20 protein-coding genes are annotated in these 17,765 nt (G+C 63.5%); all 20 read left to right on the forward strand.

Annotated features, from left to right (window positions below):
- The first annotated feature begins 165 nt into the window (after window positions 1–165).
- The 20 genes from AC5XE7_RS10135 (at window position 166) to AC5XE7_RS10230 (ending at window position 17,523) form a co-directional block, all read left to right on the forward strand.
- On the forward strand, window positions 166–1,281 hold the full coding sequence (locus tag AC5XE7_RS10135) for a DUF1217 domain-containing protein (RefSeq protein ID WP_287945004.1): 1,116 nt from the start codon (window positions 166–168) through the stop codon (window positions 1,279–1,281).
- A gap of 6 nt (window positions 1,282–1,287) precedes the next feature.
- Window positions 1,288–2,010 carry a flagellar basal-body rod protein FlgF gene (gene flgF, locus AC5XE7_RS10140; RefSeq protein WP_495365930.1) on the forward strand — a complete coding sequence of 241 codons (723 nt, stop codon included), beginning with the start codon at window positions 1,288–1,290 and terminating at the stop codon, window positions 2,008–2,010.
- A gap of 12 nt (window positions 2,011–2,022) precedes the next feature.
- The gene (fliI, locus tag AC5XE7_RS10145; RefSeq protein ID WP_495365931.1) at window positions 2,023–3,411 is read left to right on the forward strand and encodes a flagellar protein export ATPase FliI; all 1,389 of its coding nucleotides are present in this window, start codon (window positions 2,023–2,025) and stop codon (window positions 3,409–3,411) included.
- Window positions 3,401–4,081 (forward strand): hypothetical protein, encoded by a 681-nt coding sequence (locus tag AC5XE7_RS10150; RefSeq protein WP_495365932.1) that lies wholly within the window; start codon window positions 3,401–3,403, stop codon window positions 4,079–4,081. The genes fliI and AC5XE7_RS10150 overlap by 11 nt, the downstream gene beginning before the upstream one ends.
- A 64-nt stretch (window positions 4,082–4,145) precedes the next feature.
- Window positions 4,146–4,526, forward strand: a complete 381-nt coding sequence (flgB, locus tag AC5XE7_RS10155; RefSeq protein ID WP_183831781.1) for a flagellar basal body rod protein FlgB — start codon at window positions 4,146–4,148, stop codon at window positions 4,524–4,526.
- Between the two features lie 5 nt (window positions 4,527–4,531).
- Window positions 4,532–4,948, forward strand: a complete 417-nt coding sequence (gene flgC / locus AC5XE7_RS10160) for a flagellar basal body rod protein FlgC (protein ID WP_495365933.1) — start codon at window positions 4,532–4,534, stop codon at window positions 4,946–4,948.
- Window positions 4,948–5,256, forward strand: a complete 309-nt coding sequence (gene fliE, locus AC5XE7_RS10165; RefSeq protein ID WP_239799408.1) for a flagellar hook-basal body complex protein FliE — start codon at window positions 4,948–4,950, stop codon at window positions 5,254–5,256. The genes flgC and fliE overlap by 1 nt, the downstream gene beginning before the upstream one ends.
- 10 nt (window positions 5,257–5,266) lie before the next feature.
- Window positions 5,267–6,055 carry a flagellar basal-body rod protein FlgG gene (flgG, locus tag AC5XE7_RS10170; RefSeq protein WP_495365934.1) on the forward strand — a complete coding sequence of 263 codons (789 nt, stop codon included), beginning with the start codon at window positions 5,267–5,269 and terminating at the stop codon, window positions 6,053–6,055.
- A gap of 6 nt (window positions 6,056–6,061) precedes the next feature.
- Window positions 6,062–6,550 (forward strand): flagellar basal body P-ring formation chaperone FlgA, encoded by a 489-nt coding sequence (gene flgA / locus AC5XE7_RS10175; RefSeq protein WP_495365935.1) that lies wholly within the window; start codon window positions 6,062–6,064, stop codon window positions 6,548–6,550.
- Window positions 6,547–7,785, forward strand: coding sequence for a flagellar basal body P-ring protein FlgI (locus tag AC5XE7_RS10180; RefSeq protein WP_239799410.1), 1,239 nt, complete (start codon window positions 6,547–6,549; stop codon window positions 7,783–7,785). Before flgA ends, AC5XE7_RS10180 begins: the two co-directional genes overlap by 4 nt.
- Window positions 7,786–7,787: 2 nt before the next feature.
- Complete coding sequence (locus AC5XE7_RS10185; RefSeq protein WP_495365936.1) at window positions 7,788–8,351, forward strand: MotE family protein; 564 nt, start codon at window positions 7,788–7,790, stop codon at window positions 8,349–8,351.
- Window positions 8,348–9,052 (forward strand): flagellar basal body L-ring protein FlgH, encoded by a 705-nt coding sequence (flgH, locus tag AC5XE7_RS10190; RefSeq protein WP_183831787.1) that lies wholly within the window; start codon window positions 8,348–8,350, stop codon window positions 9,050–9,052. The genes AC5XE7_RS10185 and flgH overlap by 4 nt, the downstream gene beginning before the upstream one ends.
- A 10-nt stretch (window positions 9,053–9,062) precedes the next feature.
- Window positions 9,063–9,551, forward strand: a complete 489-nt coding sequence (locus AC5XE7_RS10195) for a flagellar basal body-associated FliL family protein (RefSeq protein WP_495365937.1) — start codon at window positions 9,063–9,065, stop codon at window positions 9,549–9,551.
- A 71-nt stretch (window positions 9,552–9,622) separates the two neighbouring features.
- Entirely contained in the window at window positions 9,623–10,315 is a 693-nt protein-coding gene (fliP, locus tag AC5XE7_RS10200; RefSeq protein WP_495366050.1) for a flagellar type III secretion system pore protein FliP, read from the forward strand.
- A 182-nt stretch (window positions 10,316–10,497) separates the two neighbouring features.
- Window positions 10,498–11,448, forward strand: coding sequence for a flagellin N-terminal helical domain-containing protein (locus AC5XE7_RS10205; RefSeq protein WP_183831788.1), 951 nt, complete (start codon window positions 10,498–10,500; stop codon window positions 11,446–11,448).
- A 189-nt stretch (window positions 11,449–11,637) separates the two neighbouring features.
- Complete coding sequence (locus tag AC5XE7_RS10210) at window positions 11,638–12,567, forward strand: flagellin N-terminal helical domain-containing protein (protein WP_183831789.1); 930 nt, start codon at window positions 11,638–11,640, stop codon at window positions 12,565–12,567.
- 117 nt (window positions 12,568–12,684) lie between these two features.
- Entirely contained in the window at window positions 12,685–14,349 is a 1,665-nt protein-coding gene (gene fliF / locus AC5XE7_RS10215) for a flagellar basal-body MS-ring/collar protein FliF (RefSeq protein ID WP_495365938.1), read from the forward strand.
- Window positions 14,349–14,963, forward strand: coding sequence for a hypothetical protein (locus AC5XE7_RS10220; protein WP_495365939.1), 615 nt, complete (start codon window positions 14,349–14,351; stop codon window positions 14,961–14,963). Before fliF ends, AC5XE7_RS10220 begins: the two co-directional genes overlap by 1 nt.
- On the forward strand, window positions 14,960–16,192 hold the full coding sequence (locus AC5XE7_RS10225) for a MotB family protein (RefSeq protein WP_495365940.1): 1,233 nt from the start codon (window positions 14,960–14,962) through the stop codon (window positions 16,190–16,192). The genes AC5XE7_RS10220 and AC5XE7_RS10225 overlap by 4 nt, the downstream gene beginning before the upstream one ends.
- The gene (locus tag AC5XE7_RS10230) at window positions 16,189–17,523 is read left to right on the forward strand and encodes a MotC family chemotaxis protein (RefSeq protein WP_495365941.1); all 1,335 of its coding nucleotides are present in this window, start codon (window positions 16,189–16,191) and stop codon (window positions 17,521–17,523) included. Before AC5XE7_RS10225 ends, AC5XE7_RS10230 begins: the two co-directional genes overlap by 4 nt.
- The last annotated feature ends 242 nt before the right edge of the window (window positions 17,524–17,765 follow it).

A 17,765-nucleotide genomic window follows, 5' to 3' on the forward strand; every position in this document is an offset into this window, starting at 1 on the left:
CGTCCTTCCGCTTCTCACATCAGGCACACTGATTAGCGCGCGTGCCTTGTGTGAGGCTTGAATCCGTGACGCACGGGCTGTCGGACCGGCGAAAAAGCCGATTCAGCTTCGCGCAAGGAAGTGCGCCTACTCTTCATGCCATGCAGCTTCGGCCGGAGGCATGTCGTGTTGAGCACTTTCGTCAGTTACAAGCTGATTGCGCGGGACATCCCGAAGGCGATCGACCGCATCGAGCGTCAGCCGACGGTCGACCGCGAAACGAAATATTATCTTGAAAACATCGGCAAGGTAAGCTCGATCGACGAGTTCGTGAAGGACGACCGGCTGTTCAAATATGCCATGAAGGCGTTCGGCCTTCAGGACATGAGCTACGCCCGCGCCTTCATGGTCAAGGCGCTGAAGGAAGGCGTCACCGATCCCGACAGCTTCGCCAACAAGCTGACCGACAAGCGCTACGCCGAATTCGTCTCCACTTTCAACTTCGCCAAGCACGGCGATGCAGCGATGATCTACAACAAGGCGCAGCAGGCCACGACCGGCAACTATGCCATTCAGGCCAGCATCGACAGCGTCGATCCGGAGATCGTCCAGGCTGAGACTGACTACTACATGAGCAAGATCGCTGACGTGAAGTCGATCGACGATCTCTTCGCCGATGCAAGGCTCTACGATTATGCCCTGCGCGCCTATGCGCTCGATCCCGAAACCGAGAGCCCGGAAACCATCCGCAAGGTCCTGGAAGGCGGCGCGTCCGATCCGGCGAGCTTTGCCAACACCATGGAAGACAAGCGCTACGCTGCCCTTGCCAGCGCGTTCGACTTTGCGGGACTGGGCGAAAAGGCCACCACATGGGTGCCGACGCAGGAGAATGTCGTCGACAAATATCTGCGCCAGACGCTGGAGGAAGACGCCGGCAACAGCAATGAAGGCGTGCGGCTGGCGCTCTATTTCCAGCGCAAGGCCGGCGACATCACCGACTGGTATCAGGTGCTGGCCGACAAGGCGCTGGCAAGCGTGGTGCGCACGGCTTTCGGCCTGCCGGAATCCTTCGCCAAGGCCGATATCGACCGGCAGGTGAAGCTGTTCGAGTCCAGAATGAACATCGAGGACTTCGCCAACCCGGCCAGGCTGGAGAAGTTCCTCACCCGCTTCACCAGCCTGCACGACGCCGCCAACCCCTCCACCGCGGTCAGTGCCGCCAGCATCCTTTTCGCCCAGCCGGCGGCCATCGGCGTCTCGACCGACCTGCTGATGGCGATGCAACAGCTGAAGTCGAGATAGAACGCCATGCAGGACAGCCTCTATGTCGCCCTTTCCTCGCAGGTTGCACTGGAGCGGCGGCTCAACACCATCGCCGACAATGTCGCCAATGCCTCCACCGTCGGCTTCCGCGCAACCGGCGTGAAGTTCGAGGATGTCGTTTCCGGCACCGGTCCCCGGTCTGTTTCCTTTGCATCCTCCGGCACCACGTTCATGTCCACGTCCAATGGCAGCAAGGTGGAGACCGGCAATCCGCTGGATTTCGCCATTCAGGGCGACGCCTGGTTCGGCATCGCAACGCCGGCCGGCACGGTGATGACCCGCGATGGACGCTTCACCCTTGCCAATTCCGGTGCGCTGGTCACGGTGGAAGGCCATCCGGTGCTCGATGCCGGTGGCGCGCCCATCCAGCTCGATCCCAATGACGGGCCGCCCGAAGCCGGTGCCGACGGCACCCTCACGCAGGATGGGCGCCTTGTGGCAGCGCTTGGCCTGTTTGCCTTCGAGCCGGGGCCCGATTTCCAGCGTGTCGGAAATTCCGGCATCCTCGCTCACACAGCACCGCAGCCCATCGTCGACAGGCAGGATGTGGGCGTGGCGCAGGGCTTCGTGGAACAGTCGAACGTCAACCCCATGCTGGAAATGATGCGTCTCATTCAGGTGCAGCGCGCCTTTGAGAACATGTCGGCCATGATCCGCGAGGCGGGCAGTTCCGTCGATGAGGCGATCAAGGCCCTCGGTCCCAAGTAGCGGCCACCGGACATGACGCAGGACCATGCACTTGTCAGGCTTTCCGAACGTGGCCCCTCGCCCGTCAACAGGCTGGCATTGCTCGAACATATCTGGAAACGCTTTGAAGAGCCTTCGGAACTGATCCGCCATGGCGGGCGCATCAGCGAGGTCTCGTCCACCCATTACAAGGTCGGCGGCCTGAGCGAACTGGCCCGGCTCGGCGATCTGGTGGAACATCGTGGCCGCAAAGGTGGTTCACTGGGCGAGGTCGTCCACATCGCGCGCGGCGAGGTGGTCGTCGCCCCCTTCGAGCGCAACGCGGATGCCGGTATCGGCGACGCAGTGTTCCGGCGCGGGCCACTCGCCATCGTCCCCGACCCGTCGTGGCGGGGACGCGCGATCGACGCTCTTGCCCGCCCAATCGATGCCGGTGCACCCCTGTTGCGCGGGGCCGAAGACACCGGCGGTATCGAACGCACGCCCGGCGCGATGGAACGCCAGCGTGTCGGCACCGGCTTCCACACCGGCGTGCGCGTCATCGACATCTTCACCCCGCTCTGCTTCGGCCAGCGGCTCGGCGTCTTCGCCGGCTCCGGCGTCGGCAAGTCGACCCTGCTCGCCATGCTGGCCGGCGCCGATGCCTTCGACACGGTGGTCGTCGCCCTTATCGGCGAGCGCGGGCGCGAGGTGCGTGAATTCCTTGAGGACACGCTGGGCGCCACGAACATGGCCAAGACCGTGGCCGTGGTCGCCACCAGCGACGAAAGCGCCATGATGCGCCGCCGCGCGCCGGACACGGCCATGCGCGTGGCCGAATATTTCCGCGATCGCGGCGACCGGGTGCTTCTGATTCTGGATTCGATCACCCGTTTCGCCCATGCCTTGCGCGAGGTTGCAACAGGTACAGGTGAACCGCCCGTGGCGCGCGGCTATCCCGCCTCCGTGTTCACTGAACTGCCCCGGCTTCTGGAGCGCGCCGGCCCGGGCGCCGAGGGCGCCGGCTCCATCACCGCGATCATCTCAGTGCTGGTCGACGGTGACGATCACAACGACCCCATTGCCGATTCCGTGCGCGGCATTCTCGATGGCCATGTCGTTCTCGACCGCGCCATCGCCGAACAGGGCCGCCTGCCCTCCGTCGATCCTCTGGGCTCGATCTCGCGGCTTGCCGGGCGGGCATGGACGCCCGAGCAGCGCGTTCTGGTGACGCAGCTGAAGGCCATGATCGCCCGCTTCGAGGACACCCGCGATATCCGCCTGCTGGGCGCCTATCAGGCCGGGGCCGATCCGGAACTGGACCTCGCCGTCACGCAGGTGCCGGTGATCTACGAGGCGCTGCGGCAATCGCCCTCCGATCCGGCCAGTGCCGATGCCTTCTCCGATCTGGCGCGCCATCTGAGAGGCAGCCATGCCCAGTGAGCGCCAGCGCACCGAAGCCCTGCTGCAAAACCTGCTGGCCAAAGCGAGGGCCGAGGAGGAAGCGGAAGCCAGCCGCGCCTCACTGCTTAACGGCCTGTTCTCACGGCGCAGGAAACAGGCTGAAACGCCTGTCAAAATTCCTGAAAGCTGGCCTGCTCCGCCACCCGCAGCCTTTCCCAGAATCGAGCGGCCCGACCGGCGCGGCGACCTCATCATCGCCGCACTGGGCGCTGCGCTCGGCCTGACCTGCGCGCTGTTTCCCTGGTATATTTTCTTCAATCAGGAACAGTTCGGCGTCCGGGCCATGAGGCTTGGCGGACAGGGCAGCAATTCCGGCAGGCTGGTCGCCGACGCCGACCCCGTTGTGCCCCTGCGCGACATCGTTGAACTGCCCGGCGATATCGACATGTTCAGCACCGCCACCATCGCCTCCGATGCCATCACGGACCCGCCCGGCCCTGATGAGCAGCCATTTCCGGGCGCAGCCACGGAGTTCCGGCTGGTCCACGTCGCCAACGGGCGAGCTATGATCGAGGACGATGCCGGCCTGTGGGTGGTGCAGACCGGCTCGCGACTTCCGGATTCCAGCCGCGTCGCTTCCATTGAAAACCGGAGCGGCAAATGGGTCCTGCTGACCAGCAGGGACCAGGTGATCGAGCTTTCCAACTGACCGCCGGGCGCAAGGCCCGCGCAAGACTGGATGCTTACCATGGGCAAGAATACCGGAGAGCCCCATGGAGCCCGTCAACCTGTTCGATCTCGCCACGAGGCAGTCGCAATGGCTGGCCGTGCGTCAGACCGCGATCGCCGGCAACATCGCCAACGTCAACACGCCGGGCTATCTGGCGCGTGACGTCGAGCCATTTGAGAAAGTTCTGGACCGGACCGGCATGACGCTGGGCTCGACCCAGCCCGGCCATATGGGCTTTGGCGCGACTGAAGCTTCCTTCCGCACGCAGGCGCAGGAATACAACGGCGCGCTCCTGCCCTCGAAGAACACCGTCGTCGTCGAAAACGAGCTGATGAAAGCCGGTGAGGTGCGCCGCGCCTTTGAAATGAACACGGCGATCGTCAAAGCCTTCCACGGCATGCTCCTGTCCGTCTCGAAAGGTTGACGAACATGGATCCTCTTACCGCCACCCTCAGGATCGCCGCATCGGGTCTCGGTGCCCAGTCGGAGCGTCTGCGCGTGGTTTCGGAAAACCTCGCCAACGCGCAGTCGACCGGCAATTTCCCCGGTGCCGATCCCTATCAGCGCAAGACCGTCACCTTCGTTTCGGAGATGGACCGCGCATCCGGCGGATCGCTGGTGGATGTCGGCGCGATCGACCGCGACCCGAGCGCTTTCCGGCTGGAATTCGAGCCCGGCAACATAGCCGCCGACGAGAACGGCTACGTCAAGCTGCCGAACGTCAACGTGCTGATCGAAATGGCCGACATGACGGAAGCCAACCGCTCCTATGAGGCCAATCTTCAGGTAATCCGTCAGGCCCGCGACCTCATCTCCATGACCATCGATCTGATGAGGACACCGTGATGCTCGGTCCTGTCGGGGCGCTTCGCCTCACGCCCGCACTTACCTCCGAAACATCCGCGACCTCGCTTTCGCAGTCCGGCACGACCGCCGGCGCTTCCTTCGCCGATGCGCTGGCAAAGGCGGCGTCGAGTTCCGTGGGCAAGCTCGAAAACGCCGAAGCACTGTCGGTCGAGGCACTGAAGGGCAATGCCGACACGCGCCAGGTGGTCGATGCGGTGATGAGCGCCCAGCAGACGCTGCAGGCCGCCGTCGCCATCCGCGACAAGATCGTCAGCGCCTATCTCGAAGTCAGCCGGATGAGCATCTAGGAGCCGCACCGTGAAAGCACTCGCCATCGCCGCCACCGGAATGAACGCCCAGCAGACCAATCTGGAAGTCATCGCCAACAACATCGCCAACATCAACACCACCGGCTACAAGCGCGCCCGCGCCGAGTTCTCCGACCTGCTCTATCAGGTCGACCGCGCGCCCGGCGTGCCGAACCGCGCCAACGCTTCGATCGTGCCGGAAGGCGTGTCTATCGGCCTCGGCGTCAAGACGGCTGCGGTGCGCAACGTTCACATACAGGGGCCGCTCACCAGTACCGGCAACAATTTCGACCTCGCGCTCGTCGGCAAGGGCTGGTTCCAGATCGAAGGCAGCGACGGCGGCACGCTCTACACCCGCGCCGGCGCCTTCAACACCAATGGCGAGGGACAGCTCGTGACGCTGGACGGCGCCGCGGTCATTCCCGCCATCAACGTGCCTTCGGATGCGGTCGAGATCATCGTCAACAAGACCGGACAGGTCTTTGCCCGGTTCGAGGATGCGGCCGCCCTGCAGGAACTCGGCCAGCTCCAGATCGCCAATTTCGCCAATGAGGCCGGTCTGGCGCCGCTGGGCGAAAACCTCTTTCAGGAAACGCCCGCTTCGGGGCAGGCCATCACCGGCGTTCCTGGCGATCCGGGCTTCGCCACCATCGAACAGGGCCATCTGGAAAGCTCCAACGTCGATCCGGTCAAGGAAATCACGGAACTGATCTCGGCGCAGCGCGCCTATGAAATGAATTCCAAGGTCATTCAGGCCGCCGACGAAATGGCTTCGACCGTTTCAAGGAATCTCAGGTAAGCTGCCATGCCTGCCACGCGCTCATTCTCGTCTGCCCTTCGCCGCACCGTCATCGCCGCCGCCATGGCGACGGCGGCCTGCGTGCCTGCTTGGACGGCGGCATGGGCGCAGGAGGTCGTGCTGATCCCGAACCGCGTGATCTATCCGGGCGAAACGATCAGTGCCGGCACCCTGAAAGAGGTGACGCTGGTTCCCGGCAAGATAAAGCCCGCCGCCGTTGCCACCACGCTTCCCGAGCTCGATGGCAAGGTCGCCCGTCGCACCCTGCTGCCCGGCCGCTACATTCCCGTCTCCGCGGTGCGCTCCGCCTGGATGCTTGAGCAAGGGGCGACGGTTCAGGTGAGCTTCGTCGCGGGCGGGCTCACCATTTCGATCGCCGCGGTAACCTTGCAGCCCGGTTCGCCGGGCGATGTGGTGAAGGTGCGCAACATCGACAGCGGCAAGGTGCTGACCGGCACGGTGATGGAAGACGGCAGCGTCAGGGTGGACGCATGAAGCGCGCCATCATCCTTGCTCTTGCCGTGCTGATGCCGTTGCAGCCGCTGATGGCCGACGGGCTGACGCGGGAGCAGAAACGCGCCATCGCCGCCCAGAAAGGCGGACCGATAGACGACGATTACGATCCGGCCGAAACCGCCCGCATGTTTCAGGTCGCCCCCGCTCCCAGCAATCTGCCGCCGGGACAGATCGCGGCGCGCATCAAGGATGTTGCGCAATTGCAGAGCGCCCGCGACAACCAGCTCGTCGGCTACGGCCTCGTCATCGGCCTTGCCGGCTCGGGCGACACGCTGCGCAACTCGCCCTTCACCGAGCAGTCGATCCGCGCCATGCTGGAAAATCTCGGCATCGCCACCGAAGGCGGCAGCGCACGCGCCCGCAACGTCGCCGCCGTCATCGTCACGGCCAACATGCCGCCCTTCGTGCAGTCCGGCGCGCGCATCGACGTGACCGTCTCGTCCATGGGCGACGCCACCTCGCTGGCCGGCGGCACGCTGATCATGACCCCGCTGAAAGCGGCGGATGGCGAGATCTATGCGGTCGGCCAGGGTCCGGTGATCGTCTCCGGTTTCAGCGCGCAGGGACAGGCCGAGCAGGTGACGCAGGGCGTTCCGACCGCCGGCCGCGTGCCGAACGGTGCCATCGTCGAACGCTCGGTGGCAGCCGAATTCGGCGATCAGGCCATTCTTACCCTGCAATTGCGCAATCCCGATTTCTCGACCGCAGTGCGCATCGCCGACGCCATCAACGCCTATACGCGCCAGCGTTTCGGGGCTCGCGTCGCCGCCGAGCAGGATGCCCGCACCGTCTCCATCCGCAAGCCGAAGAACATATCGGTCGCCCGCTTCTACGCGGAAATCGAAAATCTCGTCATCCAGTCCGACACCCCGGCGCGCGTGGTGATCGACGAGCGCACCGGCACCATCGTCATCGGCAATCAGGTGCGCATTTCGCGCGTCGCCATCAGCCACGGAACGCTGACCGTGCGCATCACCGAAGCGCCGCGCATCGTCCAGCCGGAACCCTTCTCCAAGGGTGTCACGGCAGTGGAACCCGACACCGCGATCGGCATCTTCACGCCCGATGCGCGGGTCGCCATGCTTGACGGCCCCGATCTGCAAACACTCGTTTCGGGGCTCAATCGCCTTGGTGTGAAGCCCGACGGCATCATCGCCATCCTGCAAGGCATCAAAACCGCCGGCGCCCTTCAGGCCGATCTCGTGGTGCAATGACCATGTCCGTGATCAAACCCCGCCCCGCTCCGCTTCTTCTCGCCACTCTCCTGGCATTGACCGTTCTGCCGGCGACGGGCGCAGAAGTTCGTCAGGTGCTGCCGGGCGCGCCGGAAACGGTTGCCCTGGAAGAGTTGCAGCGTGAGGCAACGCCCCTTCCCGACAGCAATGCCAGCGAAGTGCAGCGCTTCTGCTCCAACATCGCCGATGCCGCGCGCGACCGCCGCTATGCGCTGCAGGCCGAAGAGCTGAAGCAGTTGCAGGGCGAGGTCGACAAGCGCATCAAGGCTCTGGAAGACAAGCGGGCCGAATATGAGACATGGCTCAAGCGCCGCGAGCTGTTCCTCGCCCGCGCCGAGGAAAGCGTTGTCTCCATCTATGCCGGCATGAAGCCCGATGCCGCCGCCGAGCGTCTCGCCATGGTCGAGACGGATCTCGCCGCCGCGATCCTGATGAAGCTGGATGCCCGCAAGGCCAGCGTCATTCTCAACGAAATGAACCAGAAGGCCGCAGCCATTCTCACCAGCGTCATGGCCAGCGCAGCACGCAGGACGGACCCCTCATGATGCGAAGGCTCGCACTCATCCTCGCTTGTTCGGCGCTGGCCGGCTGCGCCACGGACCTGCGCGAGGTCAACAAGGAGCCGGCTCTCTCCCCGGTCGGCTCCGGCATCGAGGGCGGCAGCGTCTCGGTCTACCAGTATCCGGAAACGCCGGCCAAGCCGGTCAAGCGCTTCTCCTTGTGGGACGATCGCCAGAGCCGCCTGTTCACCGATCCGCGCGCGCTCCGCGCCGGCGACATTCTCACCGTCAACATCAAGATCAACGACCGCGCGCGCTTCAAGAACCAGAACGACCGCAGCCGCACCGCCAGCCGGACACTGGGTTTCGAGGCCGATGTCGGCTGGGACGGATCCTCGACTGGTGGTTCCGGCGATGGCAGCCTGAAGTCGAAGACTGTCACCAACGCGGACGGCGCGACCGAACGGTCGGAGACCATTACGCTCAACGTCGCCGCCGTGGTGACGGAAGTGCTGCCCAACGGCAATCTGATGATCAAGGGATCGCAGGAAGTGCGCGTCAACGCCGAGCTGCGCGTGCTGCATATCGCCGGCATCGTACGCCCGTCCGACATCGGCGCGAAGAACACCATTTCCTACGAGCGCATCGCCGAAGCCCGCATTTCCTATGGCGGACGCGGGCGCATCTCCGAGATCCAGCAGCCGGCCTATGGCCAGCAGATCCTGGATCAGGTCCTGCCGTTCTAGGGAAAACACCATGGCGATGGCAGATACCGCACCCGCACCGACGCAGAAGGGTCCGTCGATCATCCTCCAGATCGCGATGCTGGCCGGTCTCACAGTCGCGGCGCTCGGCATCGGCTGGGGTGCGGGCGTCTATCTGAAAAGCCAGCAGCCACAGACGCCGCGACCACCCGCCGCGCAGACTGCGTCCCAGCCGGCTATCGCCACGTCCGGCCTGAAGCTGATCACGCAGGACCTGCCGCCGATCACCACCAACATGGCAGCTCCCATGGACATATGGGTGCGTATGGACGTTTCACTGCTGATCGAAAAGGAATTGCCGACAGAGACGGCCGCGATGGTCCATCAGGATCTTCTGGCCTTCATGCGCACCCTGAAGATGCATCAGGCGGAAGGTCCGAGCGGACTCCAGCACCTCAAGGCCGACCTGCGTGAGAGAGCCATGCTGCGCACCGACGGCAGGGTCCGCGACGTGCTGATCAGGACGCTCGTATTCGAATGAAAACGCTTGTTCGAGTGAAAACTTCGGCACTTGCCGGCATAGTTCCTGTGGCCGTCGCAGGCCTGTTTGCCATGACCGGCAACGCGCTGGCGCAGCAGATCGATCTCGGCGGCATCGGCCAGATGAGCGGCTCCACGGTCGGCACCATCATCCAGATGTTCGGCCTGATCACGGTGCTGTCGGTCGCGCCCGGCCTGCTCATCATGGTGACCAGCTTTACCCGCTTCATCATCGCCTTCTCGATCCTGCGCGCCGGCATCGGCCTGCAATCCACCCCGGCCAACCTGATCCTGATCTCGCTGTCGCTGTTCATGACCTTCTATGTCATGGCGCCCACCTTTGACCGCGCCTGGAACGAAGGCGTGCAGCCACTGATGGACAACCGGATCGAACAGGCCGAGGCGATGGGCAAGATCGCCGACCCGTTCCGCACCTTCATGCTGGAGAATGTGCGCGACAAGGATTTCGACCTGTTCGCCGACCTTGCCCGCGAGCGCGGACAGACCGTGTCGCGCGAAGAGGTCGACCTGCGCATTCTGGTGCCGGCCTTTATGATTTCCGAGATCAGGCGCGGTTTCGAGATCGGCTTCCTGATCGTTCTTCCCTTCCTCGTCATCGACCTGATCGTGGCCACCATCACCATGGCCATGGGCATGATGATGCTACCGCCCACCGTGGTTTCCCTGCCGTTCAAGCTTCTGTTCTTCGTGCTGATCGATGGCTGGAACCTGCTTGTCGGCTCGCTGGTGCGATCGTTCAGCTGAACCGAAAAAAGCAGCACTTACCATCTGTTAACCATGTTGCTTATGCTTTTCGAAGCAACTTTCCGCCATAGTTCCGGAAATGGCGGGTGATCGCGCTCAGCAGATCATTGGCATGATGCCGTACCGTCATACCGGTCGACCCGGTATGTCAGATTTCCAGTAAAATCAGGGTATGTGTATCCATGGCCAGTATCATGACCAATTCCTCGGCTTTGACCGCGCTTCAGAGCCTGAACGCCACCAACAAGGCGCTCGAGACCACGCAGAGCCGCATTTCCACCGGCTACCGCGTCGCCACCGCTTCCGACAACGCCGCCTACTGGTCGATCGCCACCACCATGCGTTCGGACAACAAGGCCAATTCGGTCGTTCAGGACTCGCTCGGCCTCGGCGCCGGCAAGATCGACACCGCCTACACGGCCATGAACAAGGCCATCGAGGTGGTCGACAAGATCAAGGAAAAGGTTCTGCTGGCCAAGACCGCCGGCACGGAAGACCGCGCCAAGATCCAGGCCGAGATCGCCACCTATCAGGCCCAGCTCAAGGACAATATCGGCGGCGCCAACTACGCAGGCTCCAACCTGCTGAAGACCGATTCCGCCGGCACTGCCACCCAGCTGAACGTCATCACCTCCTACAATCGCGATGACACCGGCGCCGTCACCACCGGCACGATCGACGTCGATTTCAGCAAAACCCGCCTGATCGACAGCAACCCGACCGCTGCCGATGCCCGCACCGGCACGCTCGACAAGGACGGAACGGCCTCGACCAAGAGCATCCTCAACCTGAGCGTTTCCGATCTGACCGGTGTCACAGGCTACACGGCCGGCGACGTCTCGACCGAATCGGCTGCCTTCGACAACATGCTCACCGACATCGAAAAAGCTCTCAGCTCCATGTCGACCGGTGCTGCCGAACTCGGCGCCGCCAAGGCCCGCATCGACCTGCAGTCCTCCTTCGTGTCGAGCCTTTCCGACTCGATCGACAAGGGTGTTGGCCAGCTCGTCGACGCCGACATGAACAAGGAATCGACCCGTCTGCAGGCCCTTCAGGTCCAGCAGCAGCTCGGCATCCAGTCGCTGTCGATCGCCAACGGCAACTCGCAGCAGATCCTGTCGCTGTTCCGCTAAAAGCAGTCCGGCCACGGCCGGAACCCTGAAAACTGAAAGGCCGCGCTTCTTCGCAAGCGCGGCCTTTCTTTTTCTGCCACCCCACGCCGCCGGCTTTAATCGTCTGTTAACCACGAATTCGTAATTATGGTTAACCGAAAGTTTCGCCACGTGGCGAACGGAACGCCTGTTGACCGAGGGGTAGCACCAGTGTCGAGCATCATGACGAATGCATCCGCAATGACGGCTTTGCAAAGCCTGAGCGCGACGAACAAGGCTCTCGAGCAGACACAAGCCCGTATATCGACGGGCTATCGCGTCGCGGACGCCAGCGACAACGCCGCCTACTGGTCGATCGCCACCACCATGCGTTCGGACAATCAGGCCAATTCCGTGGTTCAGGATGCACTGGGACTCGGAGCCGGCAAGGTCGACACCGCCTATACAGCGATGAATTCCGCGCATACGGTTGTCGACAAGATCAAGCAGAAGGTGCTGCTCGCGAAGGCTTCGGGCGTCGAGGAACGCGCCAAGATCCAGGCCGAGATCGACACCTACGTCGCCCAGTTGCGTGATAGCATCGGCGGCGCTTCCTATGCCGGCTCCAATCTTCTCCAGACGACCGGCGCCACCGGCAAGGTTTCGATCATCTCGGCCTATAACCGTGATTCCGGCGGTGCGGTCTCCACCACCACCATCGACATCGAATTCACCAATATCAGGCTGATCGATTCCGGCGTGACGCCACCCGCCGCGGGAACAGGCATCCTCGACACCACGGGCACCGCCTCCGGCGTGTCGATCCTCAACATCGACCTGAACAACCTTGCCGGCGTGACCGGTGCCGACGAATCCACCAAGTTCGACAATCTGCTCACCGACATCGAATCGGCTCTGGGCAAGATGACCAATGCGGCGGCAGAGCTTGGCGCTGCCAAAGCCCGCATCGACATGCAGAAGGATTTCGTGTCCAAGCTGATGGATTCCATCGAAAAGGGCGTCGGCCAGCTTGTCGATGCCGACATGAACAAGGAATCGACCCGCCTTCAGGCGCTTCAGGTCCAGCAGCAGCTCGGCATCCAGTCGCTCTCGATCGCCAACACCAATTCGCAGAACATCCTCGCCCTGTTCAAGGGCTGACGGTAAGCGCCCCCACTTCGGCATGAACGGGCCGCTGCACAGGCGGCCCGATTTCATTTTCGCACAAGCTTCGGCAGCTAGGCTCTGAACTGGCCAATATGCGGGAGCCGTGGGGCAGTGCCGGAACAGATCCAGACAATCATCGAAAACCTCAAGGGTTTTGGCACGAAGCGCCTGGCGCTGATGGGCGCCATGGCGGCTGTGATCATGGCCACGATCGTGGTCGGCTCGATCTATCTGAACCGCCCCGCTTACGAAACGCTCTATGTCGGGCTGGAGCGGCAGGACGTGAGCCAGATCGGCATGGTTCTGGGCGAAGCTGGCATCGCCTTCGATGTGGGCTCCGATGGCACCAGCGTTCTGGTGGCATCCGGCAACACCGCCCGCGCCCGCATGCTGCTGGCCGAAAAGGGCCTGCCCAACAGCGCCAATGCCGGCTACGAGCTGTTCGACAATGTCGGGTCGCTCGGCCTCACCTCCTTCATGCAGCAGATTACCCGCGTTCGCGCACTGGAAGGTGAAATCGCCCGCTCCATCCAGTCGCTGGCCGGCATCAAGGCGGCGCGCGTTCACATCGTCATGTCGGAGCGCGCCAATTTCCGCCGCGAAGAGCAGCAGCCATCCGCCTCGGTAGTGATCCGCTACGCCGGAACCGACGGCGGTAAGACAGCGCGCTCGATCCGTCATCTGGTTGCGGCCGCCGTTCCCGGCCTGGGCGCGGAAAAGGTGACCGTGCTTGATTCCGCCGGCAACCTGCTGGCTGCCGGAGACGATCCATCCAACACCAGCGCCGTCCGCTCGCTTGGCGTGGAGCAGACCGTCGAGGCCCAGATCGAGGACAACATCCGCCGCGCGCTGACCCCCTATCTCGGCACCGACAATTTCCGCGCCAGCGTGAAAGCCAACGTCAACACAGACACCCGACAGATCGAGGAAACCATCTTCGATCCGGCCTCGCGCGTAGAGCGATCGGTTCAGAGCGTGCGCAACAACGAAGCGAGCAGCCAGCGCCAGACCGCCTCGCCGACCAGCGTCGAGCAGAACCTGCCCGAAACGCAGGCGGTCAGTTCCGACGGGCCGCAATCGAGCTCGCAGAACGACCGGCGCGAGGAAATCACCAATTACGAGATCAATTCGCGCCGCGTCGCCACCATTTCGAACGGCTATACAGTCGACCGCATGTCGGTCGCCGTGGTTGTCAACCAGCACCGGCTGCTGTCGATTCTCGGAGAAAATGCAACGCCTCAGCAGTTTGAGGAGCGCGTGGCGGAAATCCGCAAGGTCGTCGCATCGGCCACCGGCTTTGATGAAAAGCGCGGCGACGTCATCGACGTGTCGGCAGTGGAGTTCATCGATGGTCTCGACGGCGAAGCCCTGCCTCAGCCCGGTGTCATGGATGCCATGGGCAAATACACCGGCACCCTCATCAACGCGACAGCGTTCGTGGCTGTTGCCTTCCTCGTCGCCTTCTTCGGCCTTCGGCCCATGGCGGCCGCCTTGACTGCGAAGCCTGCGACAGCCCTTGCAGCCCCGAGCTTCGAGGACGTGCAGCGCTCGCTGCCGACGCCCGACATGGCCGCCGGCGCAGAAGAGCCGCCCGCACTCACCAATATGGGCGCAACCTCCCCTGCCCCGATCGACGACATCAGCCGCCGGCTTCGCCCCGCCCCGCAGGAGCGCCTTGCCCGTATGGTCGACCTCAATGAAGAACGCACCGCCCAGATTCTGCGCAAATGGGCTGCCGCTGAAGCAGCTTCCACCGTTTCAGAGGCTGCCGCCTGATGTCCGCAGCCGCTCTCTGGGATTTCCTGCCTGATTTCGGCCGGTCCAATGACAACGCCCGGCATGAACCTGTTCATGCCTCGGCCGAAGCGCGAGTGGCCGCGCCGGACGTCGATGCGCTGATCGCTCAGGCAGTTTTCCGGGCGGAAGCGGAGCTTGGAGAACGCATGGCGCAGGAACATGCGGCCCAGCTGGCAGTGGAACGCGAAAACGCAGCACTTGAGGCGCAGGCCCTCCTGCAAAGCCTCGGCACGGACCTCGGCGAGCTCGTCTCGGCGCGCATGGACCAGTTGCAGGATCAGCTGTGCGAGGCGATGGGCGCTGCCGCTGCCCGCACCATAGGCGGCGTGCTCACCGAAACGCTGCGCGAGCGCTCACTGGCCGAGCTTGCCAGAACGGTCGCCACCACGCTTGCCGATACAGAGGCCATGCGTATCGAGGTGCGAGGCCCCGTCCATCTGTTTGAAACCTTCAGCAAGATGCTGGGAGAACGCGCCGGCAGGCTGGCCTTCACCGAAGCCCCCGGCTTCGACCTGACCGTTTCCATCGATGAAACCGTCATCGAAACCCGCATGAACGAATGGTCGGCGGCACTCTCCGGAATGCTGTCATGAGCAGCAACGAGACCACCGAACCACGGCAGGAAATCATCATCGTGCGCCGCAGGCACGATGAGGATGAAGCGCATCACGGCGGCGTCTGGAAAATCGCATTCGCCGATTTCATGACCGCGATGATGTGCTTCTTTCTGGTCATGTGGCTGATCAATGCCGCCAATGAACAGACGCGTGCGGCGGTGGCGAGCTACTTCAACCCGATCAAGCTGATCGACCGCAACGCCAACCGCAAGGGCCTTGAGGATCTCGGCACCGGTCCCGGTTCTTCGGGACGAGCGGAAAACGATCCCCTTGAAGCCCATGCGACGACAGGCGCCGAAGGTGTAGGCAATCCCGGTTCGTCTGCCGAACGCAACGAGATGGAAGGTCCGGGGTCGGCTATGCTGTCACCGGACGAGGCCCTGTTTGCCAACCCGTATGCCGTGCTGGCCGAAATCGCGGCCGAAACGGGGCAGATGCAGAACGTCAGCGAAAAAGGCGATGGCGGCAGGCAGAATGCGGGACCAGCCTCCGGCGCTTCCGGCGGCGAGTTCTACCGCGATCCTTTCGCTCCCGATTTCTGGTCCCAGGAAATGACGGATCCGCTCGCCGAGGCCAGCGCGGAGGCCCCGAAAGCAGAGGCGGCACAGCGGGAAGCCTCGACCGACGCTGCCGCCCAAAAAAGCAGTGACGAAGGCCCCGCAGAAACAGCCTCAAAGCAAGCTCCGCAGGAAACGGCAGTTCCGGCCATGGCCACTGAGGTGGGACCGGACCGCGCGCAGCAGGCTGAACAGGCGGCAGCGGAAATCCGTGGCAAGATCGAACAGGCTTTCGGCGCGGGCGACAAGATCGGCGACGGCATTTCCGTGGAAGCCACCGAGGGCGGCGTGGTGCTCACCATAACCGACCAGCTCGATTTCGGCATGTTCGAGATCGGCGCCGCAACGCCCCGGCGCGAACTGGTGATCGCCATGGACAAGATCGGCAAGATCCTCAGCGCGCAGAAAGGCAAACTGTCGATACAGGGCCACACCGACGCCCGCCCGTTCCGCAGCGGCTCCTATGACAACTGGCGCCTCTCAACGGCCCGCGCCCACGCCGCTTATTACATGCTGCTGCGCGGCGGCATCGACGAAAAGCGCATCAGGGAAGTCTCCGGCTTTGCCGACAGGATGCCGAGAAACGCCACCGATCCTTTCGCCGCCGTCAACCGCCGCATTGCCATCCTTCTGGAGCCTGAGGGATGAAAAGGTTTCGCCTGCACCTCTGGCTGATCTGCGCGACGGGTATCGGTCTTGCCCTGCCTGCCAATGCAGCCACTGCAAGCGAAGGTTTGCAGCCCTTCCAGCTGGTGCGCTCATTGCAGCTGGTGCAGGACCGGATCGCTGGCGGCGACCATGCAGCACTGCCGATGCAGGCCAAGCTGCTCGAGCTTACCGACGCGCGCCTGCGGCAGGCCGGCACCGATGCTTATTCCGAACCACGCAATTTTCGTGCGCTTCTGGTTTACGGCATGAGCGGCGGCAACCCCGCCACCTTGCAGGAAGCCATTGCCCGCCTGAAGCTCGACAAGGCTGATCAGGCGCTGGCGGATGCGGTGATTTCCTATCTGGAAGGCGATCCGGCCGCCGCCCTGAAAGCATTCGACAGCATCGAGATGAATGCGCTTTCCGATGATATCGTCACCTTCGTGTGCCTTGTCAAAGGATCGCTTCTGGCGCGGGAACAGCCGGAAACAGCGCTGGAACTGCTCGACCGGGCGCGGCTTCTGGCTCCCGGCACGCTGGTCGAGGAAGCCGCATTGCGCCGCTCCATCGCCATCGCGGTGAGCATGTCGGATGCGGAGCGTTTCACCCGCGCTTCAACCCAGTATGTGGCGCGTTTCCTGCATTCGCCTTATGCGAGCCAGTTTGCGGATTCCTTCGTGACCGGGGCGGTCGCCTTCGATGCCGTCATCGGCCGCGGCAAGCTCGACGAAATCGTTTCGATGATGGATGCGGAGCGCAGGCATGTGATCTGGTTGCGCATCGCACGCGGAGCAGCGATCGAGGGGCTTGCCCAGCTGTCGGCCTTCTCCGCCGCGAAAGCGAAATCCGGCAAGGGCGAGGCAGGCGGCAACGATGCCCGCACGCAGCTCTATTCCGGATTGTCCAAAGTGGCGGACGAACCGGCGGAAGACCTGGCGAAGAAACTGCGCGGCATAGATCGAAACCAGCTTTCCCCCGGCGACCGGATGCTGCTCGATGCCGTGCGTACCGTCACCAGCGAAGTGATCGCGCCACCGGCCGGTGTCTTTACGTCCCCTCCTGCAAAGGCGGTAAAGCAAAACCCCGCAGCACCCGCTCCCCATGCGATCACCGCACAGGATGAGGCTGAACTGCCACTCGTCGAAGGCATCATGCCCGAACCGGCATCGGCCCGAAACACGCCTGCACCTGTACCGTCTGAAGCAGCCTCCCCCGCCGTCGCACTGGACGCGCAGCCGCCTGCGAAACCAGACCAGACGGATGAGGCAATCTCCAGAACGCGGCGTGCCATCGGAAAGATCGACCAGTTGCTTGGAACGGCCCCGTTATGAATGCCAGCATAGGTCAAGCCACGGTTGCGCCATCCGCTCACCCCACTGCGGCACCCAAAAAAGGTGAAGCAAAAGAAACCGGCTCCTTTGAGGGCCTGATCGACGCCGGCAATGGTTCGGCGCGGGGCGATACCGGTTTTCCAGCAAAGGCCAGAGCTGTCCTCTGCTCGGAAAAATCCGACGCCGCGGAGGATATCGCAGACACCGACAGCGGAGCCTCCATGGAGGCCGTTCCGCCAGCC

It is taken from the genome of Aquamicrobium sp. YD-1-mutant5, assembly GCF_059509755.1.

Excerpts from the sequence above, each read along its gene's own strand:
- flgF (WP_495365930.1), top strand. The coding sequence starts at position 1,288 with ATGCAGGACAGCCTCTATGTCGCCCTTTCCTCGCAGGTTGCACTGGAG.
- fliI (WP_495365931.1), top strand. The coding sequence starts at position 2,023 with ATGACGCAGGACCATGCACTTGTCAGGCTTTCCGAACGTGGCCCCTCG.
- AC5XE7_RS10150 (WP_495365932.1), top strand. The coding sequence starts at position 3,401 with ATGCCCAGTGAGCGCCAGCGCACCGAAGCCCTGCTGCAAAACCTGCTG.
- flgB (WP_183831781.1), top strand. The coding sequence starts at position 4,146 with ATGGAGCCCGTCAACCTGTTCGATCTCGCCACGAGGCAGTCGCAATGG.
- flgC (WP_495365933.1), top strand. The coding sequence starts at position 4,532 with ATGGATCCTCTTACCGCCACCCTCAGGATCGCCGCATCGGGTCTCGGT.
- fliE (WP_239799408.1), top strand. The coding sequence starts at position 4,948 with ATGCTCGGTCCTGTCGGGGCGCTTCGCCTCACGCCCGCACTTACCTCC.
- flgA (WP_495365935.1), top strand. The coding sequence starts at position 6,062 with ATGCCTGCCACGCGCTCATTCTCGTCTGCCCTTCGCCGCACCGTCATC.
- AC5XE7_RS10180 (WP_239799410.1), top strand. The coding sequence starts at position 6,547 with ATGAAGCGCGCCATCATCCTTGCTCTTGCCGTGCTGATGCCGTTGCAG.
- AC5XE7_RS10185 (WP_495365936.1), top strand. The coding sequence starts at position 7,788 with ATGTCCGTGATCAAACCCCGCCCCGCTCCGCTTCTTCTCGCCACTCTC.
- flgH (WP_183831787.1), top strand. The coding sequence starts at position 8,348 with ATGATGCGAAGGCTCGCACTCATCCTCGCTTGTTCGGCGCTGGCCGGC.
- AC5XE7_RS10195 (WP_495365937.1), top strand. The coding sequence starts at position 9,063 with ATGGCGATGGCAGATACCGCACCCGCACCGACGCAGAAGGGTCCGTCG.
- fliP (WP_495366050.1), top strand. The coding sequence starts at position 9,623 with ATGACCGGCAACGCGCTGGCGCAGCAGATCGATCTCGGCGGCATCGGC.
- AC5XE7_RS10205 (WP_183831788.1), top strand. The coding sequence starts at position 10,498 with ATGGCCAGTATCATGACCAATTCCTCGGCTTTGACCGCGCTTCAGAGC.
- AC5XE7_RS10220 (WP_495365939.1), top strand. The coding sequence starts at position 14,349 with ATGTCCGCAGCCGCTCTCTGGGATTTCCTGCCTGATTTCGGCCGGTCC.
- AC5XE7_RS10225 (WP_495365940.1), top strand. The coding sequence starts at position 14,960 with ATGAGCAGCAACGAGACCACCGAACCACGGCAGGAAATCATCATCGTG.
- AC5XE7_RS10230 (WP_495365941.1), top strand. The coding sequence starts at position 16,189 with ATGAAAAGGTTTCGCCTGCACCTCTGGCTGATCTGCGCGACGGGTATC.